Origin of the sequence: Paracoccus haematequi, assembly GCF_900631945.1 — a bacterium.
Lineage (GTDB): Bacteria > Pseudomonadota > Alphaproteobacteria > Rhodobacterales > Rhodobacteraceae > Paracoccus > Paracoccus haematequi_A.
This window is the reverse complement of record NZ_UZWE01000036.1, coordinates 71,719-90,022: the sequence shown is the minus strand read 5'-3', so window position 1 is coordinate 90,022 and position 18,304 is coordinate 71,719. Positions and strand designations below refer to the sequence as shown.

The following is an 18,304-nucleotide window of genomic DNA, read 5'->3' as shown; positions in this document are numbered from 1 at the left end:
TTCGTCCTGACATGACCCTTGCCGAACGGGATTCGACCATGAGCAAGCACGACGACATCATGAAGGGGCTGGGCCTGCACGGTCAGGCCGTCGTCGCTGCCCTGGAACTGATGGCCGACCTTGGCAGGCGCGGTCCCGGCCTGGACCAGGTGGCCATCAGGATCGGCGCCGATCCGGCCAAGCTGCGCAAGATCTTTCCCGACGATGAAAGCCTGTTGTTCGCCGTGGCCGAACAGGCCCTGATGCGGCTGATGGATTCCTGCACCAGGGCGGTCGTCAAGATCGACCCTGACGACGCGGTGGGGCAGTTCCTGGCGCTTGGCCAAGCCTATATCCGCTGGGCCGCCGAACACCGCGTCCAGTTTCGGATGATCTTCGGACATCCCAGGCTGAATGCCGCGCAGGTGCCGGAACTGCGCCGTTACCTGGATTCCATCGTCGACCTGATGACGCGGATGCTGGAACGCGCCCGCGATACCGGCCGCCTTCGCGACGGCGAGGATATTCCCATGCTGGTCCTGTCGTCGCGCATCTTCGCCTATGGGCTGGCGCAGATGGTGGTCGACGGCCGGACCGATTCCTGGTTCCCGGCCCGCACACCGCAGGAAGCGGCGGAACAGGCGCTTCAGGATTTCGTCAAGCGGATCGCCCGCGGCTCGGCCCCGCGGTCGCGGCACCGGCGCTGAGGCCCGGTCAGCCGCCTGCATTTCACGGATGCCATTTCAACCTGCGACGGGCTTCGTGACCGCCGACCGGCATTAATCGAATTTTCAGATTGGTCTGGCACCCTGCCGCCGGGGACGGGACGCATCCCGACCCTTCGCCGCAAGGCTTGTCACCCGACCGGGGACGCGCAGCGCACTGCCGTCCCTGGGGGCTGCGGCGGATCTGGGGTTCCGCCGCAGCCGCAATGACGCAGCCGCAACGCCGGGCGTCAGCCTTTTCCCTTTCGATTCCGGCGGGCTTGGGCTATCCGGTCGCGGACCACCGGAACAGACGAAAGACGAACCGCCGTGACCGATTACATCATCCGCGACATTGCCTTGGCCGATTTCGGCCGCAAGGAGCTGGACATCGCCGAAACGGAAATGCCCGGCCTGATGGCCCTGCGCGCGGAATACGGCGCGTCGAAACCGCTGGCTGGCGCCCGCATCGCGGGCAGCCTGCACATGACCGTCCAGACGGCCGTTCTGATCGAGACGCTGGTGGCGTTGGGGGCCGAGGTTCGCTGGGCGTCCTGCAACATCTATTCCACCCAGGACCACGCCGCCGCCGCCATCGCCGCATCCGGCGTGCCGGTCTTCGCCGTCAAGGGCGAGACGCTGACCGAATACTGGGCCTATACCGACCGGATTTTCCAGTTCCCGGAAGGCACCTGCAACATGATCCTGGACGATGGCGGGGACGCGACCATGTATGTCCTGCTGGGCGCGCGGGTCGAGGCCGGGGAAACCGGCCTGATCGACGTGCCCACCAGCGAGGAGGAAGAGGCCCTGTTCGCCCAGATCCGCCGCCGCATCGCCGAGACGCCCGGCTGGTTTGCCCGGCAGCGCGACGCGATCAAGGGCGTGTCCGAGGAAACCACCACCGGCGTTCATCGCCTGTACGATCTGCATAAGAAGGGCCTGCTGCCCTTCCCCGCGATCAACGTCAACGACAGCGTGACGAAATCGAAATTCGACAACAAATACGGCTGCAAGGAGTCGCTGGTGGACGGCATCCGCCGCGCCACCGACGTGATGATGGCGGGCAAGGTCGCGGTGGTCTGCGGCTATGGCGACGTGGGCAAGGGGTCGGCCGCGTCCCTGGCGGGCGCGGGCGCGCGGGTGAAGGTGACCGAGGTCGATCCGATCTGCGCCCTGCAAGCCGCAATGGACGGGTTCGAGGTGGTGCTGCTTGAGGATGTGGCCGCGACCGCCGACATCTTCGTGACCACCACCGGCAACCGCGACGTGATCCGTATCGAACATATGCGCGCCATGAAGGACATGGCGATCGTCGGCAATATCGGCCATTTCGACAACGAGATTCAGGTCGCCGCCCTGCGCAACCACAAGTGGACCAACATCAAGGACCAGGTGGACATGATCGAGATGCCCTCGGGCAACCGCATCATCCTGCTGTCACAGGGTCGGCTGCTGAACCTGGGCAATGCCACCGGCCATCCGTCCTTCGTCATGTCGGCCAGCTTCACCAACCAGGTGCTGGCCCAGATCGAGCTGTGGACCAAGGGCGAGGATTACGCGCCCGGCGTCTATATCCTGCCCAAGGCGCTTGACGAAAAGGTCGCACGCCTGCATCTGGACAAGGTCGGGGCGAAGCTGACACAACTGTCGCGCGAACAGGCCGATTATATCGGCGTGACGCCCGAAGGCCCCTTCAAATCAGATCATTACCGGTATTGATCCATGACCGAATACTCGCTGTTCACCTCGGAATCCGTATCCGAGGGCCATCCCGACAAGATCGCCGACCAGATCAGCGACGCGATCCTGGACGCCATCCTGGCCGAGGATCCGCGCGCCCGCGTCGCCTGCGAAACCATGGTCAAGACCGGGGTCGCCATCATCTCGGGCGAGATCTCGACCAATGCCTGGGTCGATCTGGAAAGCATCGTCCGCGGCGTCATCAACGATATCGGCTATACCTCGTCGGATGTCGGCTTCGACGGGTCCACCTGCTCGGTCATCAACATCATCGGCAAGCAGTCGCCCGAGATCAACCAGGGCGTCGACCGCGACAACCTGGAGGACCAGGGCGCGGGCGACCAGGGGCTGATGTTCGGCTATGCCAGCGATGAAACCGACGTGCTGATGCCTGCGCCGATCACCTATGCGCATCGGCTGGTGGAACGGCAGGCCAAGGTGCGCCGCGACGGCACGCTGAAATGGCTGCGCCCCGACGCCAAGTCCCAGGTGACGCTGCGCTATGGCGCCGATGGCCGCCCCGAGGGCATCGACGCGGTGGTGCTGTCCACGCAGCACAACCCGGAAATCTCCCTGTCGGACCTGCGCGAGGCGGTGATCGAGGAGATCATCAAGCCGGTCCTGCCCGCCGAATGGCTGTCGGACAGCACCAAGTACTTCATCAACCCGACCGGCAAGTTCGTGATCGGCGGGCCGGTGGGCGATTGCGGCCTGACCGGGCGCAAGATCATCGTCGACAGCTATGGCGGCATGGCGCGCCACGGCGGCGGCGCCTTTTCCGGCAAGGATCCCTCCAAGGTGGACCGGTCGGCGGCCTATGCGGGCCGCTGGGTCGCCAAGAACATCGTCGCGGCCGGGCTTGCCAGCCGCTGCGAGATCCAGGTCAGCTATGCCATCGGCGAGGCGCAGCCGACCTCGATCAGCCTCAACACCTTCGGAACCGAGACCGTGCCGCATGACAAGATCGTCGCGGCGGTGCGAGAGGTCTTCGACCTGCGCCCCTTCGCGATCATCCGCGACCTGGACCTGCTGCATCCGATTTATCGCCCGACGGCGAGCTATGGGCATTTCGGGCGGCAACCCTATCAGCTGAACCGGGGAACCGCCTTCAGTTGGGAAAAGACCGACCGGGCCGAGGCGTTGAAGGCCGCGCTAGGCTGAACGGCGGCCCACGCCGCGCCGGGACCGCCGCAGTATCGCCAGTCCGGCAAGCCCCGCCGCCATCAGCGGCGCGGTGCCGGGCAAGGGCACCGGGGCGGGCTCGGTCTGGGTGATGGCGAACTGGATGAACCGGCCCTGCAACGTCCCGTTCCAGCTGAGGCTCGCCCGCGCGTCGCCGCTGTCGATGGCGGCGAACAGATCGCCCCAGGTCGCGGGGGCCGAGGCAAGCGCGGGGCTGTAGGTAAAGCGCAGCCCGCCGGCGAAGGTCTCTCCGCTGATGCCCTGGCCGATGCTTCTGGTGCTGAAGCCGGTCACGCCGGTGGTGGAAAAGACGCTTTCCAGTTCGGTTTCCCCGTTCGGCGCGGTTGGAATCATCCCGGCCTGGAACGACCCGACCGTCGCGGTCGCGGTCACAGGCCTTGGCGCGAACAGCGCGCCCAAGTCGTTTTCCCCGATGGTATAGGTCAGGCTGCCGATACTGCCCGCCGCCGGGTAATCGGCGATGACGCCCCCCTCAGGATCCTCGACCAGTCCGCTGGACAGGGTGACGATCCCCTAGACCGTCACGGTCCGCGCCTCGGTCAGATGCGGAGCCGCCGCCATCAGGCCGATCACAAGCAATGTCTTCAACATTCCACCACCTCCTTGCCATTCATGAAACCGTTGCGCCGTGCAGGGCGCGCCGAATCATAGCATGGAAAGCGGGGAATCACTGCGTGCCGTAAAGCACCCTGGCGCGATCCTCGAAGGCCCGGACGATGCGCGACATGGCCTCGTGGAACACCACGCCGATCAGCTTTTGCAGGATCAGGTTCTTGAATTCGAAATCCACGAAGAATTCGACGTGACAGCCGCCCCCCGGCCGGTCGGTGAAGATCCAGCCGCTGCGCATGTATTTGAACGGTCCGTCGAGGTATTCCGTGTCGATCTTCAGCGCGCCGGTTGCCGGTTCGGCCGGCCACAGGACCACGCCGCTGCCGAAGCGTTCGCGGAACACCTTGAAGCTGATGACCAGATCGGCGGCGATCTCCTCGGCCCCGTCGGGGCGGGTCTGGCGCGACCGGATGCGGGCGGCGCTGTTCCAGGGCAGGAACTGCGGATAGCTTTCGATATCGGCCACCAGGTCGAACATCTGCCGGGCGCTATAGGGAAGGTCGCGGGAATCCTGGTGGTGGGGCAATGGTCTCTCGCAGGGTTCGGTCTTGTCAGGCGACCCGGCCTCTGGTCGAGTCCCCAAGGGTCTAGCAGGAGGCTGCCACCATGAACAACCTGATCTGGCTGCTGCGGGCCTCGAAATGGGCGCGCCGCCCGCCAAGCGCCCGGATGGTCCGGCTGGTGCTGCTGGTCATGGCGGGCGCGCTTGGCATCGCCGCCCTGGAATGGCTGGGCCTGTGGCCCGATTGGGCGCGGCTGGAAAACGGCCGCCTGCCCCGCATCCCGCATTAGCGGCGGGCGCGGGCCTTCGCGGGTTGCCGGACGGGCATCGCCAGGGCGGCAAGGCCCAGGGTCAGGACGGTCAGGATCGTCAGCATCGGTTTCTCCTTTCTATCGCGGCCTACAGCCCTGCGGCCCCGAAGGTGTCGCATTGGGCCATGTCGCCGGAATTGAAGCCGCGCATCAGCCATTCCTGACGCTGCGCGGCGCTGCCATGGGTGAAGCTGTCGGGAACCGGGGTGCGCCCGGCATTGGCCTGGATCACGTCGTCGCCCACCGCCTCGGCCGCGCCCATCGCCTCTTGCAGGTCGCCTTCCTCAAGGCTGCCGAAGCGTTGCTGGGCGTGGCGCGCCCAGATGCCCGCATAGCAATCCGCCTGCAATTCGGTCAGGACCGAGATCTGGTTGGCGTCGCGTTCGCTGACCTGGCCGCGCAGGCGGTTCACCTCGCCCAAGGTGCCGGTCAGGTTCTGGACATGGTGTCCGATTTCATGGGCGATGACATAGGCATAGGCGAAATCGCCGCCCGCCCCCATGCGGCTGGCCATCATGTCGAAAAAGTCGGTATCCAGATAGACCTTGCGGTCGCCGGGGCAATAGAACGGCCCCATCGCCGAGGACGCGCCCCCGCAGGCCGATTGCACCACGCCACTGAAAAGCACCAGCGTCGGGTCGGCGTAATCGACCCCCGCCTGTTCCGGCAGGACGGTGCCCCACACCTCTTCCGTATCGGCCAGCGTGACCGAGACGAATTCGCCCCATTCCTGGTCTTCTTGGGTCAGCGGGCGGCCCTGTTGGGACTGGCCCTGGTCCAGTTCCTGGACGATGGGGCTGATGTCGATGCCGAAGAAGTAGCCGACGGCTAGGATCGCCAGCATCCCCACGACGCCGACACCCCCTGCCCCGGCGGCGCCCATGCCGCGGCGATCCTCGATATTGCTGCTGCCGCGCCGTCCACGCCACTGCATGTCCGCGTTCCCCCACGCTGGTCCGAAGCCTGGACCGTCATCACCAAAACCCAAGGCCCCGCCGCCGGTTCCCGCGGCAGGATCGCGGCCGATGATCACAGGGCCGCGACAAAACCGCAAGCCGCTTGACGAGGACGCCGCGTCGGAGGATCCACGAGCCAAATCAGAACACGAGGGGCGTCATGGACGGACAACGACTTTCCCTGCTGGCCGGGGCCGGATCGGCGGCGCTGCTGATCGCCGCGCTTGGCTTCCAGGCGGCGGGCTATGCCCCCTGCGAGCTGTGCATCCTGCAACGCTGGCCGCATGTGGCGGCGGTCGTCATCGCCGCGCTGATCTGGTGGACCGGCCGGGTGCGCGGGCTTGCGGTGCTGGGCATGGTCGCCGCCGGGGTCGCGATGGGCCTTGCCATCTATCACACCGGGGTCGAGCTGTCGCTGTGGCAAGGCCCGACGCATTGTTCCGGCACCATCGGCAATCTTGCCACCATGAGCGCCGAGGAATTGATGACCCGCCTGCAATCGGCCCCCGTGGTGCGCTGCGACGAGGTTGCCTGGCGGTTTCTGGGCCTGTCCATGGCTGCCTGGAACGCGGTCTTTTCCGCTGTGCTGGCGGTGGTCTGGGGGGTGGCGGCGAAACGGGCATAAGGACGCCGAATCCCGACCGGAACATTGCCCCCAGCGGTCATGTCGCCTATATATAACCCAACAAGATGTTGAGGAAATTCCGTGGCCGACACCCCTGACGACGACCTGCCCGAAACCCCCGAGGCGGGCGATGACAATGGCACCCAGACCCGCCAGGTGATGCCCCATGACGGCCCGGTGATCGACATCAGCGCCGAAATGCGCACGTCCTATCTGGATTACGCCATGTCGGTGATCGTCAGCCGGGCGATTCCCGACCTGCGCGACGGGTTGAAGCCGGTGCATCGCCGCATCCTGTATGCGATGGACGAATCCGGCAATACGCCCGACAAGGCCTATCGCAAATCCGCGCGGCCGGTGGGCGACGTGATGGGTAAGTATCACCCCCATGGCGACGCCGCGATCTATGACGCGCTGGTCCGCATGGCGCAGGATTTTTCCATGTCGCTGCCGCTGCTGGACGGCCAGGGCAACTTCGGGTCCATGGACGGCGATCCCCCCGCCGCCATGCGATACACCGAGGTGCGCATGGACAAGCCCGCGAACTTCCTGCTGATGGACATCGACAAGGACACGGTCGATTTCCAGGACAACTATGACGGCAAGGACCGCGAACCGACCGTTCTGCCCGCGCGTTTCCCGAACATGCTGGTCAACGGCGCGGGCGGCATCGCCGTGGGCATGGCGACCAATATCCCGCCCCACAACCTGGGCGAGGTGATCGACGCCACGCTTGAACTGATCGACAATCCCGATCTGCCCACCGAACGCATCCTGGAAATCATCCCCGGCCCCGACTTCCCGACCGGCGCGCTGATCCTGGGCCGGTCGGGCGCGCGCAAGGCTTATCTGGAAGGGCGCGGCAGCGTCATCATCCGCGCCAAGACCCATATCGAGGAATTGCGCAAGGACCGCTGGGCCATCGTCGTGGACGAGGTTCCCTATCAGGTGAACAAGGCCAGCCTGATCGAACGCATTGCCGAGCTTGCCAAGGAAAAGCGGGTCGAGGGGATCGCCTCGGTCCAGGACGAATCCGACCGGCAGGGCGTCCGCGTCGTGGTCGAACTGAAGCGCGACGCCACGCCCGACGTGGTGCTGAATCAGCTGTTCCGCTTTACCGCGCTGCAAACCAGCTTCGGCTGCAACATGCTGGCGCTGAACGGCGGGCGGCCAGAGCAGTTGACGCTGCGCGATTTCCTGACCTACTTCATCAGCTTCCGCGAGGAAGTGGTGGCCCGGCGCACGGCCTACGAACTGCGCAAGGCCCGCGAGCGCAGCCATGTTCTGTGCGGTCTGGCCGTCGCGGTCAGCAACGTCGATGAGGTGGTGGCGACGATCCGGTCGTCGGCCGACGCCGCCGAGGCGCGCGAACGGCTGATGGAACGCCGCTGGCCCGCCCACGACATCCTGGAATACCTGCGCCTGATCGACGATCCGCTGCATCCGGTAAACGAGGACGGCACCTATAACCTGTCCGAGACCCAGGCCCGCGCGATCCTGGATCTGCGCCTGCAACGCCTGACGCAACTGGGCGTGAAGGAAGTCACCGACGAACTGGCCAGCCTGGCGGAATCGATCCGCGATTACCTGGCGATCTTGGCCTCGCGCGACCGGATCATGGCGATCATCAGCGACGAACTGCGCGAGGTGCGCGAGTTGTTCGCCGTCCCCCGCCGGACCGAGATCACCGAATGGTCCGGCGACATGCTGGACGAGGATCTGATCGAACGAGAGGATATGGTCGTCACCATCACCTCGGGCGGCTATATCAAGCGCACGGCCCTGGCCGAATTCCGCGCCCAGCGGCGCGGCGGCAAGGGCTTGTCGGGGATGGCCACCAAGGAAGACGACGTGGTGACGACCCTGTTCGTCGCCAATACCCATACCGAACTGCTGTTCTTCACCACCGACGGCATGGTCTATCGCCTCAAGACCTGGCGCCTGCCGCTGGGCGGGCGGACCGCCAAGGGCAAGGCCATCGTCAACATCCTGCCGATCGAGCCGGGCGTCTCCATCGCCGCGCTGATGCCGGTCGATGCGCCGGAAAGCGAATGGGACAGCTATCAGGCAATCTTCGCGACCTCGGACGGCGATGTGCGGCGCAACGCGCTGTCGGATTTCACCAGCGTGCGCACCAACGGCAAGATCGCCATGAAGTTGCCCGAGGGTGTCGAACTGGTCGGCGTCCGCATGGCGACCGAGGGCGACGACGTGATGCTGGTCACGGCGCTTGGCCGGGCGATCCGCTTCCCGACGACCGATGTGCGGGTCTTCAAGGGCCGCGATTCGACCGGCGTCCGGGGCATCCGGCTGGCCAAGGGCGACCGGGTGGTCAGCATGTCCGTCATCCGCCATTTCGAGGCCGATCCGGCCGAACGCGCCGCCTATCTGAAGATGCGCCGCGCGGTGGCCGGTGCGCTTGACGACGGCGCCGAGGCGGACGAGGACGAGGAAACCGTGGCCGAGGCCGCGATCACCCAGGAACGCTATGCCGAGATGTCGGCGGCCGAGGATCTGATCCTGACCATCACTGCGGGCGGCGCGGGCAAGATCAGCTCCAGCCACGATTATCCGGTGCGCGGACGCGGCGGCCAGGGTGTGATGGCGATGGACAAGGCGATGCGCGGCGGCGCCCTGGTCGCCAGCTTCCCGGTCGAGATGGACGACCAGATCATGCTGGCGACCTCGACCGGGCAGTCGATCCGGGTGCCGGTTGACGGCATCAGCTTCCGCTCGCGCAGCGCGGGGGGCGTGCGGGTCTTCAGCACCGCCCCAGGCGAAGAGGTCGTCTCGGTCGCGCGGATCGCCGAACAGGGCGACGGCGACGGCGACGAAACCCCCGAAACCTGACCCAAGGCCCGGCGACAACCGGGCCTTTTTCACACGAGGGACAGCGTGACCCCATCCAGCGAAGACGTGCTGCGCCAAAGGCTCCAGACCGGGTTCCTGGGCATCATCGCCTTTTCACTGATCCTGTTCCTGCTGTTCCAGGCGCGGTTCGTGCTGATCTGCCTGGCGATCGCGATCATCCTGTTCTCGCTCACCTCGGACGCGATCCACGGCATTTCCACCCGGCTGAAGGTGCCGAACTGGCTGGCGACGACGCTGGCGCTGATCGGCATCACCCTGGGCCTGATCTGGCTGTCCACCACCATCATGACCCAGGTGAACGAGGTCGTGGGCCGCGCCATCGCCTATACCGAATCGGTGCAGATCGCCCTGTCGTCGCTGATCGAACGCTTCGGACCCGAGGCGCAGACCCGGCTGATGGCCGCGATGACGGAATTCAACATCACAGGCTGGCTGCGGTCCCTGGCGGGCCAGGCGTCGGGGCTGCTGTCGGGCAGCCTGCTGGTGATCCTGTTCGTGGGCTTCATGTTCGCCGAACGGACCTGGCTGCCCGTCAAGGTCGAACGCCTGACTGGCGATCCGGCGCAGGCGGTGCGGATCCGGCAGATCACGGCGTCGATCATGCGGCGGGTGAACCGCTATCTGGTGGTCAAGACCGTCGTCAGCGCCCTGACGGGGATGGCGGTCTGGCTGATCTTCGCCCTGGGGCGGCTGGAACTGGCCGGGGCGGTGGCCTGGCTGACCTTCGTGCTGAACTTCATCCCCAATATCGGTTCGGTCATCGCCTGGGCGATCACCGTGGCCTTGGCCTTCGTGCTGACCGGCGACCCGACCATGACCATCATCGTCGGCATCGCCTGCCTGCTGGTGCATTTCGTCCTGGGAAACATCGTCGATCCCATGCTGACCGGGCAGACGCTGCAACTGTCCAGCTTCGGCATCATCCTGTCGCTGGCCTTCTGGGGCGCGATCTGGGGAATCGCCGGGGCGTTCCTGGCGGTGCCGATCATGGTGGCGGTCATGATCGTCTGCTGGCACATCCCCTGGCTGCGCCCGGTTGCGGTCCTGCTGTCGCGCGAAGGGCTGGCCGATACGGACACGGCCAGCCGCTGATCAGGTTCCGCCGATCACTTTCCGCCGATCACTTTCCGTCGTCGGGCAGGTCGGGCTGCGCCGCGCGCGCGGGGGTCGGCGGCGTCTCCTGCTCATCGTCGGACTGCGGCAGGTCGCCCTCTTTCCAGACATCGCGGGTGGTGAAGGGCATCCCGATCCCTTCGCGCAGGAAGCGTTCGACGATCTGGTGATACACCTCGGATGTGACGCCCAGGCCGGATCCGATGTCCGAGATGACCGCCCTGATCTCGAAGTTCAGCGAATCCACGGTGATGCCCCGGAACAGGACGCTGGGCGCGGGGTCGATGGTGACCAGCGGTTGATCCTCGATGATTTCCTTGAGGATCCGGTGGACCTTGCGGGTATCCGATCCATAGCTGACACCGATGGGGATGATGATCCGGCCGGTCTTGCTCTGCCGGGTCCAGTTCGTCACCGGTTGGCTGATCAGGTCGCTGTTCGGGACGATCACCTGCTGCTTGTCGAAGGTCTCGACCTGGGTGGAGCGGACCGAGATGCGCTTGACGATGCCCTGCTGGCCGCCTGCGCTGATCCAGTCGCCGACGCCGATGGGCCGTTCAATCAGCAGGATGATGCCCGACACGAAGTTCGAGACGATGTTCTGCAGGCCGAAACCGATACCGACCGACAGGGCGCCCGCGACGATGGCAAGCGACGACAGGCTGATGCCCGCCGAGGAAATCGCCATCATCGCCGCCAGCACGATCCCGACATAGCCGATGCCTGACACAACCGCGTTCTGCCCGCCCGCGTCCAGCTTGGTCTTGGGCAGGACCGAGTTGCGCATCGCCCCCTGGACGCCGCGCGTGATCGAATAGCCGATGGCGAAGACCACGATGAACATCAGCACCGCGCCGGGCGAAAGCCTGACCCCGCCCAGCGTCACGCCCTGGCGGAAGCGGACCCAGTATTCCGCCAATTCGTTGATCGACGCGCCCCAGATCAGCATGAAGACCGGAACAGACAGCAGGATCAGCGCGAATCCGATCAGCAGCGGCGCCAGCCCGTCGCGCGCGCCTTCCTGGCCGCGCTTCAGCATGTCGAACACGTCGGCGATGAAGTCTTGCAGCAGCACCAGAAGTCCCAGCAGCGCCAAGGTCTGCGCCCAGGGCCAGACCGCCACGTTGCCCAGGTTGACAAAGCCCGCGGCCGTCACACCCACCGCCACGATGGCGATCGGGCGCGTCAGCATCCCCGCGAAGGCCAGGACGCGATGGCGATAGGCGCTGCTGGCCTTGTCGGCCCAGGGCTTCAGGCGGCGCAGGATATTGCCCAGCTTGAACAGCAGCGCCGCCGCCAGCACGATCAGCACGAAGTTATAGACGACCGCCGCGCCCTCGGCGAAATCCAGGGGGATGCGTTGCAGGCTGCTGCTGCGCTCGATCAGGCCAGACAGGGGCAGGAACGCGCGCGAGGCGACGTAATGGACCGCAAAGACCACGGCGATGGCGTGGGCCAGCCACCGCGCCCGCTGCCGATCATGGGCGCCCATGTTGAGGGTATCATAGTTGATCGACTGGTTCGGGAACAGTTGTCGCGCCAGCCAGGACGATCCGAACAGGATCACCCCCGCGCCCGGAAGCGCCTCAAGAAACGGGCGAGTCCAGGGGCCGAAAATGCCAGTGGCGGTCAGCGCGTTGATCAGCAGATAGATCCCGCCCATCGGCAGAGCGATCTGCAACAGAGACACCGCGAAGGACACGGCAGCGCGGGAATAGGCCGATGTCCGCGCCGAAATCCGGCGGGGCAGCGTTTCGACCCATTGCCGCCCCAACGTCAGAAGCAGGATGGCGGTGACCAGATACCCCAGCACATAGGGAAGGCGCGGCCTCAGTTCGGACCAGGTGGCCCGTTCGGCGATGCGCTGCGCGGTATTTTCTGCAATGCCGCCGACCAGCCGGGTGGTTTCCGAGGCCGCGATCAGCCAGTTTCCCGGAATCAGGGGCGATGTCGATTGCTGGACCATCTGGGTTGCCGCCCGCTGGCCCAGGCTGCTGTCGATCTGGCGGACCAGGGCGTCGGCGCGGCTGAATGCCTCGACCGCCGCCAGGCGCGGGGCCTGCAATTCGGACAGTTGCTTTTGCAGGTCGGCGCGGCGCGCGGCGACATCCTCGGCCTCGGTCGCGCCTTCGGCGGGGGCCGGGCCAAGGGCCGCGATCTGGGATTCCAACCGGGTGATGGCTTCGCCATTGACACCCTGCGCCGCCTGGAACCGCGCGCGCCAGTCCACGATATCGGCGCGGATGGTTTCAAGCTGGGCCGTCGCGGTATCCGGGCTGGCCGCCAACTGTTCGGCCTGCGTGGCCACCCGGTCCCAGCGGTCGTAATCAGGAAGGGCGGGTTCCTGCGACCAGGCGGGGGACAGACACAGGGACAGGACCGTCAGCAAGACAGCCAGGAAAGCGCGGATCATGGATCAGCCTTCGTAGACTTCGGGAATTTCGGGGGCTTCGCGCGTCATCCAGCCGGGCACGGGCAGGCCCTTGGCGCGCAGGAAGTCGGGGTTGAACAGCTTGGTCTGATAGCGGTTGCCGAAATCGCACAGGATCGTGACAATGGTGTGTCCCGGTCCCATGTCGCGCGCCATGCGGATCGCGCCCGCGACGTTGATCCCCGAGGATCCGCCCAGGCACAGGCCCTCGTGTTCCAGCAGGTCGAAAACCACCGGCAGCGCCTCGGCGTCCGGGATGCGATAGCTGTAATCGGGGGTGAAGCCTTCCAGATTGGCGGTGATGCGCCCCTGGCCGATGCCTTCGGTGATCGAACTGCCCGGCGCGTCGAATTCGCCGTTGGTATAGAACGAATGCAGCGCCGCCCCTTCGGGATCGGCCAGGCCCATCTTCACGCCCTTGGGCTGCAAGGCCATCGCCACGCCTGCCAGCGTGCCGCCCGACCCGACCGCGCAGATGAAGCCGTCCACCTTGCCGTTCGTCTGGGCCCAGATCTCGGGCCCGGTGGTTTCCAGATGCGCCTGGCGGTTGGCCGTGTTGTCGAACTGGTTGGCCCAGATCGCGCCGTTCGGTTCGGTGCGCGCCAAGGCCTCGGCCAGGCGGCCGGAATAGCGGACATAGTTGTTGGGGTTCTTGTAGGGCTGGGCCGGAACCTCGACGAGTGTCGCGCCCGCAAGGCGCAGCATGTCCTTCTTTTCCTGGCTCTGGGTCTCGGGGATCACGATGACCGACTTGAACCCCATCGAGGCGCCGACAAGCGCCAACCCGATCCCGGTATTGCCCGCCGTGCCTTCAACGATGGTTCCGCCGGGACGCAATTCGCCCCGCGCCACCGCGTCGCGGATGATGTACAGGGCCGCGCGGTCCTTGACCGACTGGCCCGGATTCATGAATTCGGCCTTGCCCAGGATCTCGCAGCCCGTCGCCTCGCTGGCCTGGCGCAGTCGGATCAGGGGCGTGTTGCCGATCATGTCGGCAAGATCAGGGCAAATTCGCATGGTCGAGCAACCTTCCGAAAGCGATAGGGTTCCGCGTTACCTACACAGGACGCGCGCCAGGGCACAACCCCGCCTTCCGGTCAGCCCGTCAGGCAAGTCCCAGTTCCGCGCGGATCGCCCCCTGCCGCAATTCCAGCCACAGCGCGATCATCGCCAGCGGACCGTTCACCACCTGTCCCCCCAGGGCCATCCGCGTCAGCTCGTCGCGAGGGATCAGGTGGCCGCGAATATCCTCGGCCTCGGATTCCAGGCCGTGCACGCCCTCGATCCCGTCGGGAAGGTCGGCGATACCGACGAACAGATACAGGTATTCGCCGAGCGCGCCGGGGCTGGGATAATGGTGGATAACCGGAACCAGCCGCGTCAGGGTCAGGTCGGCCTCTTCGCGCGCCTCGCGTCGGGCCGCGTCCTCGACGGTTTCGCCCGCGTCGACCCGCCCCGCGACGGGTTCCAGAAGCCAGGGCTGCGGATCGTGGCGCAGCAGCGGCGCCACACGGAACTGTTGGATCAGCAGCACCCGGTCGCGGACCGGATCCCAAGGCAGGACGACGACCGCATCGCCGGACACGAAGACCTCTCGCCGCAGGGCGGGAGTCATGCCGCCCGCATGGGTGCGATGGCGGAGCTGGCAGATATTGACGGCGAAATAGCCTGCGAAGGCTTCGTCCCGCGCGATGACCTGCACATCCTGGGGCGCGCGAAGGTCGACCAGCGGCGCACCCGATGGGGGACTGCCCGCGCCGCGCAGTTCCGACGCCGCCACCACTCCGATCATCGGCAGGCGCGCGACGATGTCCGCAACCGACCGCTCCGATGGGGCAGCCAGAATATGCCGGGCGATGGCGGCGGCCAGCGGTACCTGGGGCGGACCTTCGGCCTCTCCCTCGCCCAGACCCAGGATTCCGTCCCGCACCGCCAGCCCCATCACCTCGGCATAGCGGATCAGCGCCGCGTTCGGCGTCACCCGAACGGCGGCGACAGTCCCCTGCCCCGGCAGCAGCCTGGGCCAGCCGTCGCGGTCGATCCCCGCCCGGGCCCCGCCCGCCAGGACGCCGGCCAGGTCATCCCGAACCCCGGACAGCCCCAATGCCTCCTGCATCGCGGCTTCTGCCAGGATGCCGACCAGCAGGACCGGGGCGCTCACAACTGCCGCCCGCGCAGTTCGGCTACCGCGGCCAGCCCCATGTCATGGGACGTTGCCGAGACCACCGCATCGAACCCAGCGAACATCAGCCGCGACAACGCCAGCCCACCGGCGGACCCGGCATAGGCGATGTAACGGTCAAGCTCGGCATCGCCCAGCACGCCATAGGCCAGGAACAGATAGGCGCCGATCCAGGCTTCGGTATCCGCGCGCATCCGGGGTTCCTTCGCCCAAGCCTCCCGGACGATCTCGCTGTCCGACAGCGGCATCGGAAACCCGCCGCCCGCCTGGAATCCCTTGGAAAAGGCGACCGCGCCATTCAACGCGCCCACCACGTTCGGCTCGATCAGGTCGGCGGCGCGGATCAGGCGCGCGATCCGCACGGCCCTGGGATCGCGCCGCCGCACCGCCTGGGCGAAAGCGTCGCGGGCCGCAGCCTCGACCGCCGGATCCCTCATCCTGACCCGAGCGGCGTTTTCCAGCGCCAGCATCCGCTGGCCGAAGACGGTGCGATAGAAGACCAGCCCCTCCGCCACCTTGGCCAGGTCGGTCCTGGGAAGCACGGCCGCCATCCCCTCCAGGAACAGTTCCCTGGTCCGCACCGGGTCGTGAATGGCCCGGACCCGATCCAGCCAGCGGCCGGTGCCGCCGCGCGGGAACAGGCCCGCCGCCATCTCCTCGCCCTGGGCCACGGCCTCGTCGCGCAGGATCGGCATCAGGCTGTCCATCCGCATCACATGCCAGACCGCCTCGGCCACCTGCTGCTGTTCGACGGCCGCAGAGGGCTGGGCCGTGGCCGGTCCGGCAAAGGCCAGCAGAAGGCAAAGACACAAGAACCGAAGCATCCGAAATCCTTTCGCGCCACCGGCGCTTTTTTCGACAAAACCCCTTGCGCTTCAACCCCCACCCCTCTAAATCCCCGCCTCACCACCCACAAGCGCGGAGAGGTGCCGGAGTGGTCGAACGGGGCGGTCTCGAAAACCGTTGAGCCTGCAAGGGTTCCGTGGGTTCGAATCCCACCCTCTCCGCCACCATTCCTAAGCAATTGTTTTCGCTAAGGTTTTGCCTCTGATGTCCAAGCCGACGTTGTCCATGATGGACCACAGGAAGGCCGAAGACGTGCAGTATCTGGTGCAACCTCGCGGCCCCGGCAAGAGCTGGGTGTTCAGAAGAAGCCAACGGCCATGAACCAAGCCGACAAGGTAAAGCAGCTACACAAAGAAGGAATGAAGCCCAACACCATTGCACAGACTATCGGGATCAGTCGCGCAAGTGTCTACCGTTGTCTTAACGAAAGCGTTACCGTTACCTAATCTCAATTGACTTTGTTGTAGATAATAGAACGGGGATTCCTTCTTGGAGTCCCTTTTTCTGATTCGTTAGTTGACGCAAGGTTAACCCTTAGGGTCCCCCCGAAAAATAACCTAGGCCCCCTCTGGGCTGTGGCGTAACCCCTCATATCCCCAAAATAAAAAAAAATCGCACGGCTCCGACGCTGTAGGTGTTCGGCGAAGCACGAACTACGGTTCATGCCCTGCGGACTGAACGAGAAAGCAAAGCTTTCCAGTGAGCAAGCTACGCTTGTCTCTGTAGCTACGCCTTGACGGGGAACCGAACTGACCACAGCCCTACACGTATGTGTGAAGCGTATGTTGCTAACGTGTGTGGTCACTATCCCATAACTTACTGAAATATAACGCTTTAAAGGTTCTGGCGGACAGTGAGGGATTCGAACCCTCGAGACGGTTCCCCGCCTACACACTTTCCAGGCGTGCGCCTTCGACCACTCGGCCAACTGTCCGTGCGCGCGGTCTAGCCGTTGTCTGCGGCCGGCGCAAGTCAGAGCTTCGAGATATGCTGCTGAAGTTCCGCAAGCTGGCGACGGATTTCGGCCATGTCCTCGGTTCCTTCGGAGGCGGCGCGACGCTTGGGATCGGATTTGCGGGCGGGGGCGTCTTCGGCGGCCGGGGCCGCGTCGTCCAGATCCTCGGGCTCGGGGCCGGAACTGCCGGTCCACCCGCCCATCAGCGCCTTGAGGAAAGCCTGTTGCTGGCGGTGCATGGCGTCGAAGCCGGGCACCCGCGTCATCGGGTTCGGCATGACGGCCATGTTCTCCATCAGCTTCGACTGGCTTTCGCGCAGCATCGCGAAGCTGGCGGCCAGGAACTGCGGGACGACCGAATGGGCGCTTGTGGCATAGCTGCGGACCAGATCGGTCAGCACGTCGATCGGCAGGACGTTTTCGCCGCGGCCCTCGTGTTCCGCGATGATCTGCAACAGGTATTGCCGGGTCAGGTCGTCGCCCGACTTGAGGTCGACGATCTTGACCTCTCGCCCCTCGCGGATGAAGGCGGCGATGTCGTCAAGCGTCACATAGTCGCTGGTTTCTGTGTTATAGAGCCGCCGGCTTGCATAGCGTTTGATCAGAAGCGGCGTGGTCGGTGCGGGCATGGCAGACCCCGGTCATGCGAATTCGCCCCCATGATGGGTGCTGCATCCGCAAAAGGCAAAGCAATTTTCTGCACCTGCCAAGGGCCTGGGCCGCAGCCATGAAAAAAGGGGCGAAACCGCCCCTTTCTTCGGATCGTCGGCCGGTCGCGATTACTTCGCGGCCACGGTGGTCGCGGCGGCCGAGGCCTTCTTCACCGCGGCCTGGTTCTCGCGCACGACGTTTTCAGCCACGTTGCGGGCGTCGGCGGCCACGTCCTTGCCGGCGGTCAGCAGCAGATCGACGGTGTCGACCTGGACCTTCTTCGCCACTTCGGCGAAGGCCGACAGGTGCTCGGCCGCGACTTCAGCCGAAGCCGAGGCGAAATCGGTCAGCGACTTGGCATAGTCCGAAGGCTCTTGCTTGACGGCGGCCAGTTCGCCGACGCGGGCGATGGTGTCCTTGGCCCACTGGGCCGAAATCTCGGTCGAACGCTCGGCGGCGTTCAGGGTCACGCGGGCCAGTTTCTCGCCCAGGACGCTCTGGGATTTGAAGGCTTCCTGGAACGACGAGGTGTCGACGGGGAAGTTGGCCAGGATGTCCTGGAAGGTCTTTGCGAAATCGGGGGTCTTTGCCATGTCATCACTCCTATCAGCGCAGCGGAA

Annotated in this window: 17 protein-coding genes and 2 tRNA genes; 9 read left to right on the top strand and 10 right to left on the bottom strand. The window is 65.6% G+C overall.

The genetic code is table 11. The annotated features are described in order from the left end of the window. Positions 1 to 38 precede the first annotated feature (38 nt). From PARHAE_RS13025 to metK, 3 genes are all read left to right on the top strand, one after another. Positions 39 to 686, top strand: coding sequence for a TetR/AcrR family transcriptional regulator (locus PARHAE_RS13025; RefSeq protein WP_164555243.1), 648 nt, complete (start codon positions 39 to 41; stop codon positions 684 to 686). A 327-nt stretch (positions 687 to 1,013) separates the two neighbouring features. Next, positions 1,014 to 2,405, top strand: a complete 1,392-nt coding sequence (gene ahcY, locus PARHAE_RS13020) for an adenosylhomocysteinase (RefSeq protein ID WP_126155020.1) — start codon at positions 1,014 to 1,016, stop codon at positions 2,403 to 2,405. A 3-nt stretch (positions 2,406 to 2,408) separates the two neighbouring features. Continuing rightward, entirely contained in the window at positions 2,409 to 3,587 is a 1,179-nt protein-coding gene (metK, locus tag PARHAE_RS13015; RefSeq protein WP_126155019.1) for a methionine adenosyltransferase, read from the top strand. Here metK and PARHAE_RS13010 read toward each other — a convergent pair. Beyond that, a complete protein-coding gene (locus tag PARHAE_RS13010; RefSeq protein WP_126155018.1) occupies positions 3,579 to 4,028 on the bottom strand; it encodes a hypothetical protein in 450 nt (149 codons plus the stop codon). The genes metK and PARHAE_RS13010 overlap by 9 nt on opposite strands. Positions 4,029 to 4,296: 268 nt before the next feature. Next, the gene (locus PARHAE_RS13005; protein ID WP_126155017.1) at positions 4,297 to 4,767 is read right to left on the bottom strand and encodes a type II toxin-antitoxin system RatA family toxin; all 471 of its coding nucleotides are present in this window, start codon (positions 4,765 to 4,767) and stop codon (positions 4,297 to 4,299) included. 80 nt (positions 4,768 to 4,847) lie between these two features. Between PARHAE_RS13005 and PARHAE_RS13000 the strand changes: the two genes are divergently transcribed. Next, positions 4,848 to 5,033: a hypothetical protein gene (locus PARHAE_RS13000; RefSeq protein ID WP_126155016.1), complete on the top strand. Its 186-nt coding sequence runs from the start codon at positions 4,848 to 4,850 to the stop codon at positions 5,031 to 5,033. A gap of 109 nt (positions 5,034 to 5,142) precedes the next feature. Here the strand turns inward: PARHAE_RS13000 and ypfJ are convergent, their stop codons facing one another. Continuing rightward, entirely contained in the window at positions 5,143 to 5,988 is an 846-nt protein-coding gene (gene ypfJ, locus PARHAE_RS12995) for a KPN_02809 family neutral zinc metallopeptidase (RefSeq protein ID WP_126155015.1), read from the bottom strand. A 182-nt stretch (positions 5,989 to 6,170) separates the two neighbouring features. Between ypfJ and PARHAE_RS12990 the strand changes: the two genes are divergently transcribed. The 3 genes from PARHAE_RS12990 (at position 6,171) to PARHAE_RS12980 (ending at position 10,598) form a co-directional block, all read left to right on the top strand. Beyond that, entirely contained in the window at positions 6,171 to 6,635 is a 465-nt protein-coding gene (locus tag PARHAE_RS12990) for a disulfide bond formation protein B (RefSeq protein WP_126155014.1), read from the top strand. Between the two features lie 159 nt (positions 6,636 to 6,794). After that, positions 6,795 to 9,485, top strand: a complete 2,691-nt coding sequence (gene gyrA / locus PARHAE_RS12985) for a DNA gyrase subunit A (RefSeq protein WP_126155154.1) — start codon at positions 6,795 to 6,797, stop codon at positions 9,483 to 9,485. A gap of 45 nt (positions 9,486 to 9,530) precedes the next feature. Further along, the gene (locus PARHAE_RS12980; protein WP_241232806.1) at positions 9,531 to 10,598 is read left to right on the top strand and encodes an AI-2E family transporter; all 1,068 of its coding nucleotides are present in this window, start codon (positions 9,531 to 9,533) and stop codon (positions 10,596 to 10,598) included. A gap of 28 nt (positions 10,599 to 10,626) precedes the next feature. On the opposite strand, the gene PARHAE_RS12975 is transcribed toward PARHAE_RS12980, so the two are convergent. The 4 genes from PARHAE_RS12975 to PARHAE_RS12960 all read right to left on the bottom strand — a co-directional run bounded on the left by PARHAE_RS12975 (position 10,627) and on the right by PARHAE_RS12960 (position 16,056). Next, on the bottom strand, positions 10,627 to 13,032 hold the full coding sequence (locus PARHAE_RS12975) for a DUF3772 domain-containing protein (protein WP_126155013.1): 2,406 nt from the start codon (positions 13,030 to 13,032) through the stop codon (positions 10,627 to 10,629). A gap of 3 nt (positions 13,033 to 13,035) precedes the next feature. Beyond that, positions 13,036 to 14,067: a cysteine synthase A gene (locus PARHAE_RS12970; protein ID WP_126155012.1), complete on the bottom strand. Its 1,032-nt coding sequence runs from the start codon at positions 14,065 to 14,067 to the stop codon at positions 13,036 to 13,038. Positions 14,068 to 14,155: 88 nt separating this feature from the next. Further along, positions 14,156 to 15,211, bottom strand: coding sequence for an NUDIX domain-containing protein (locus PARHAE_RS12965; protein WP_277600678.1), 1,056 nt, complete (start codon positions 15,209 to 15,211; stop codon positions 14,156 to 14,158). Continuing rightward, positions 15,208 to 16,056: a hypothetical protein gene (locus tag PARHAE_RS12960; protein ID WP_126155011.1), complete on the bottom strand. Its 849-nt coding sequence runs from the start codon at positions 16,054 to 16,056 to the stop codon at positions 15,208 to 15,210. Before PARHAE_RS12960 ends, PARHAE_RS12965 begins: the two co-directional genes overlap by 4 nt. A 96-nt stretch (positions 16,057 to 16,152) precedes the next feature. Between PARHAE_RS12960 and PARHAE_RS12955 the strand changes: the two genes are divergently transcribed. Both PARHAE_RS12955 and PARHAE_RS22140 read left to right on the top strand, forming a co-directional pair. Then, positions 16,153 to 16,242 (top strand) — tRNA-Ser (locus tag PARHAE_RS12955). A gap of 153 nt (positions 16,243 to 16,395) precedes the next feature. After that, positions 16,396 to 16,524, top strand: coding sequence for a helix-turn-helix domain-containing protein (locus PARHAE_RS22140; protein ID WP_126155010.1), 129 nt, complete (start codon positions 16,396 to 16,398; stop codon positions 16,522 to 16,524). Positions 16,525 to 16,922: 398 nt separating this feature from the next. Here the strand turns inward: PARHAE_RS22140 and PARHAE_RS12945 are convergent. From PARHAE_RS12945 to PARHAE_RS12935, 3 genes are all read right to left on the bottom strand, one after another. Next, positions 16,923 to 17,012, bottom strand: a tRNA-Ser gene (locus tag PARHAE_RS12945). A gap of 38 nt (positions 17,013 to 17,050) precedes the next feature. Further along, positions 17,051 to 17,662, bottom strand: a complete 612-nt coding sequence (phaR, locus tag PARHAE_RS12940; RefSeq protein ID WP_126155009.1) for a polyhydroxyalkanoate synthesis repressor PhaR — start codon at positions 17,660 to 17,662, stop codon at positions 17,051 to 17,053. 150 nt (positions 17,663 to 17,812) lie between these two features. Beyond that, on the bottom strand, positions 17,813 to 18,277 hold the full coding sequence (locus tag PARHAE_RS12935; protein ID WP_126155008.1) for a Phasin: 465 nt from the start codon (positions 18,275 to 18,277) through the stop codon (positions 17,813 to 17,815). Positions 18,278 to 18,304 lie beyond the last annotated feature (27 nt).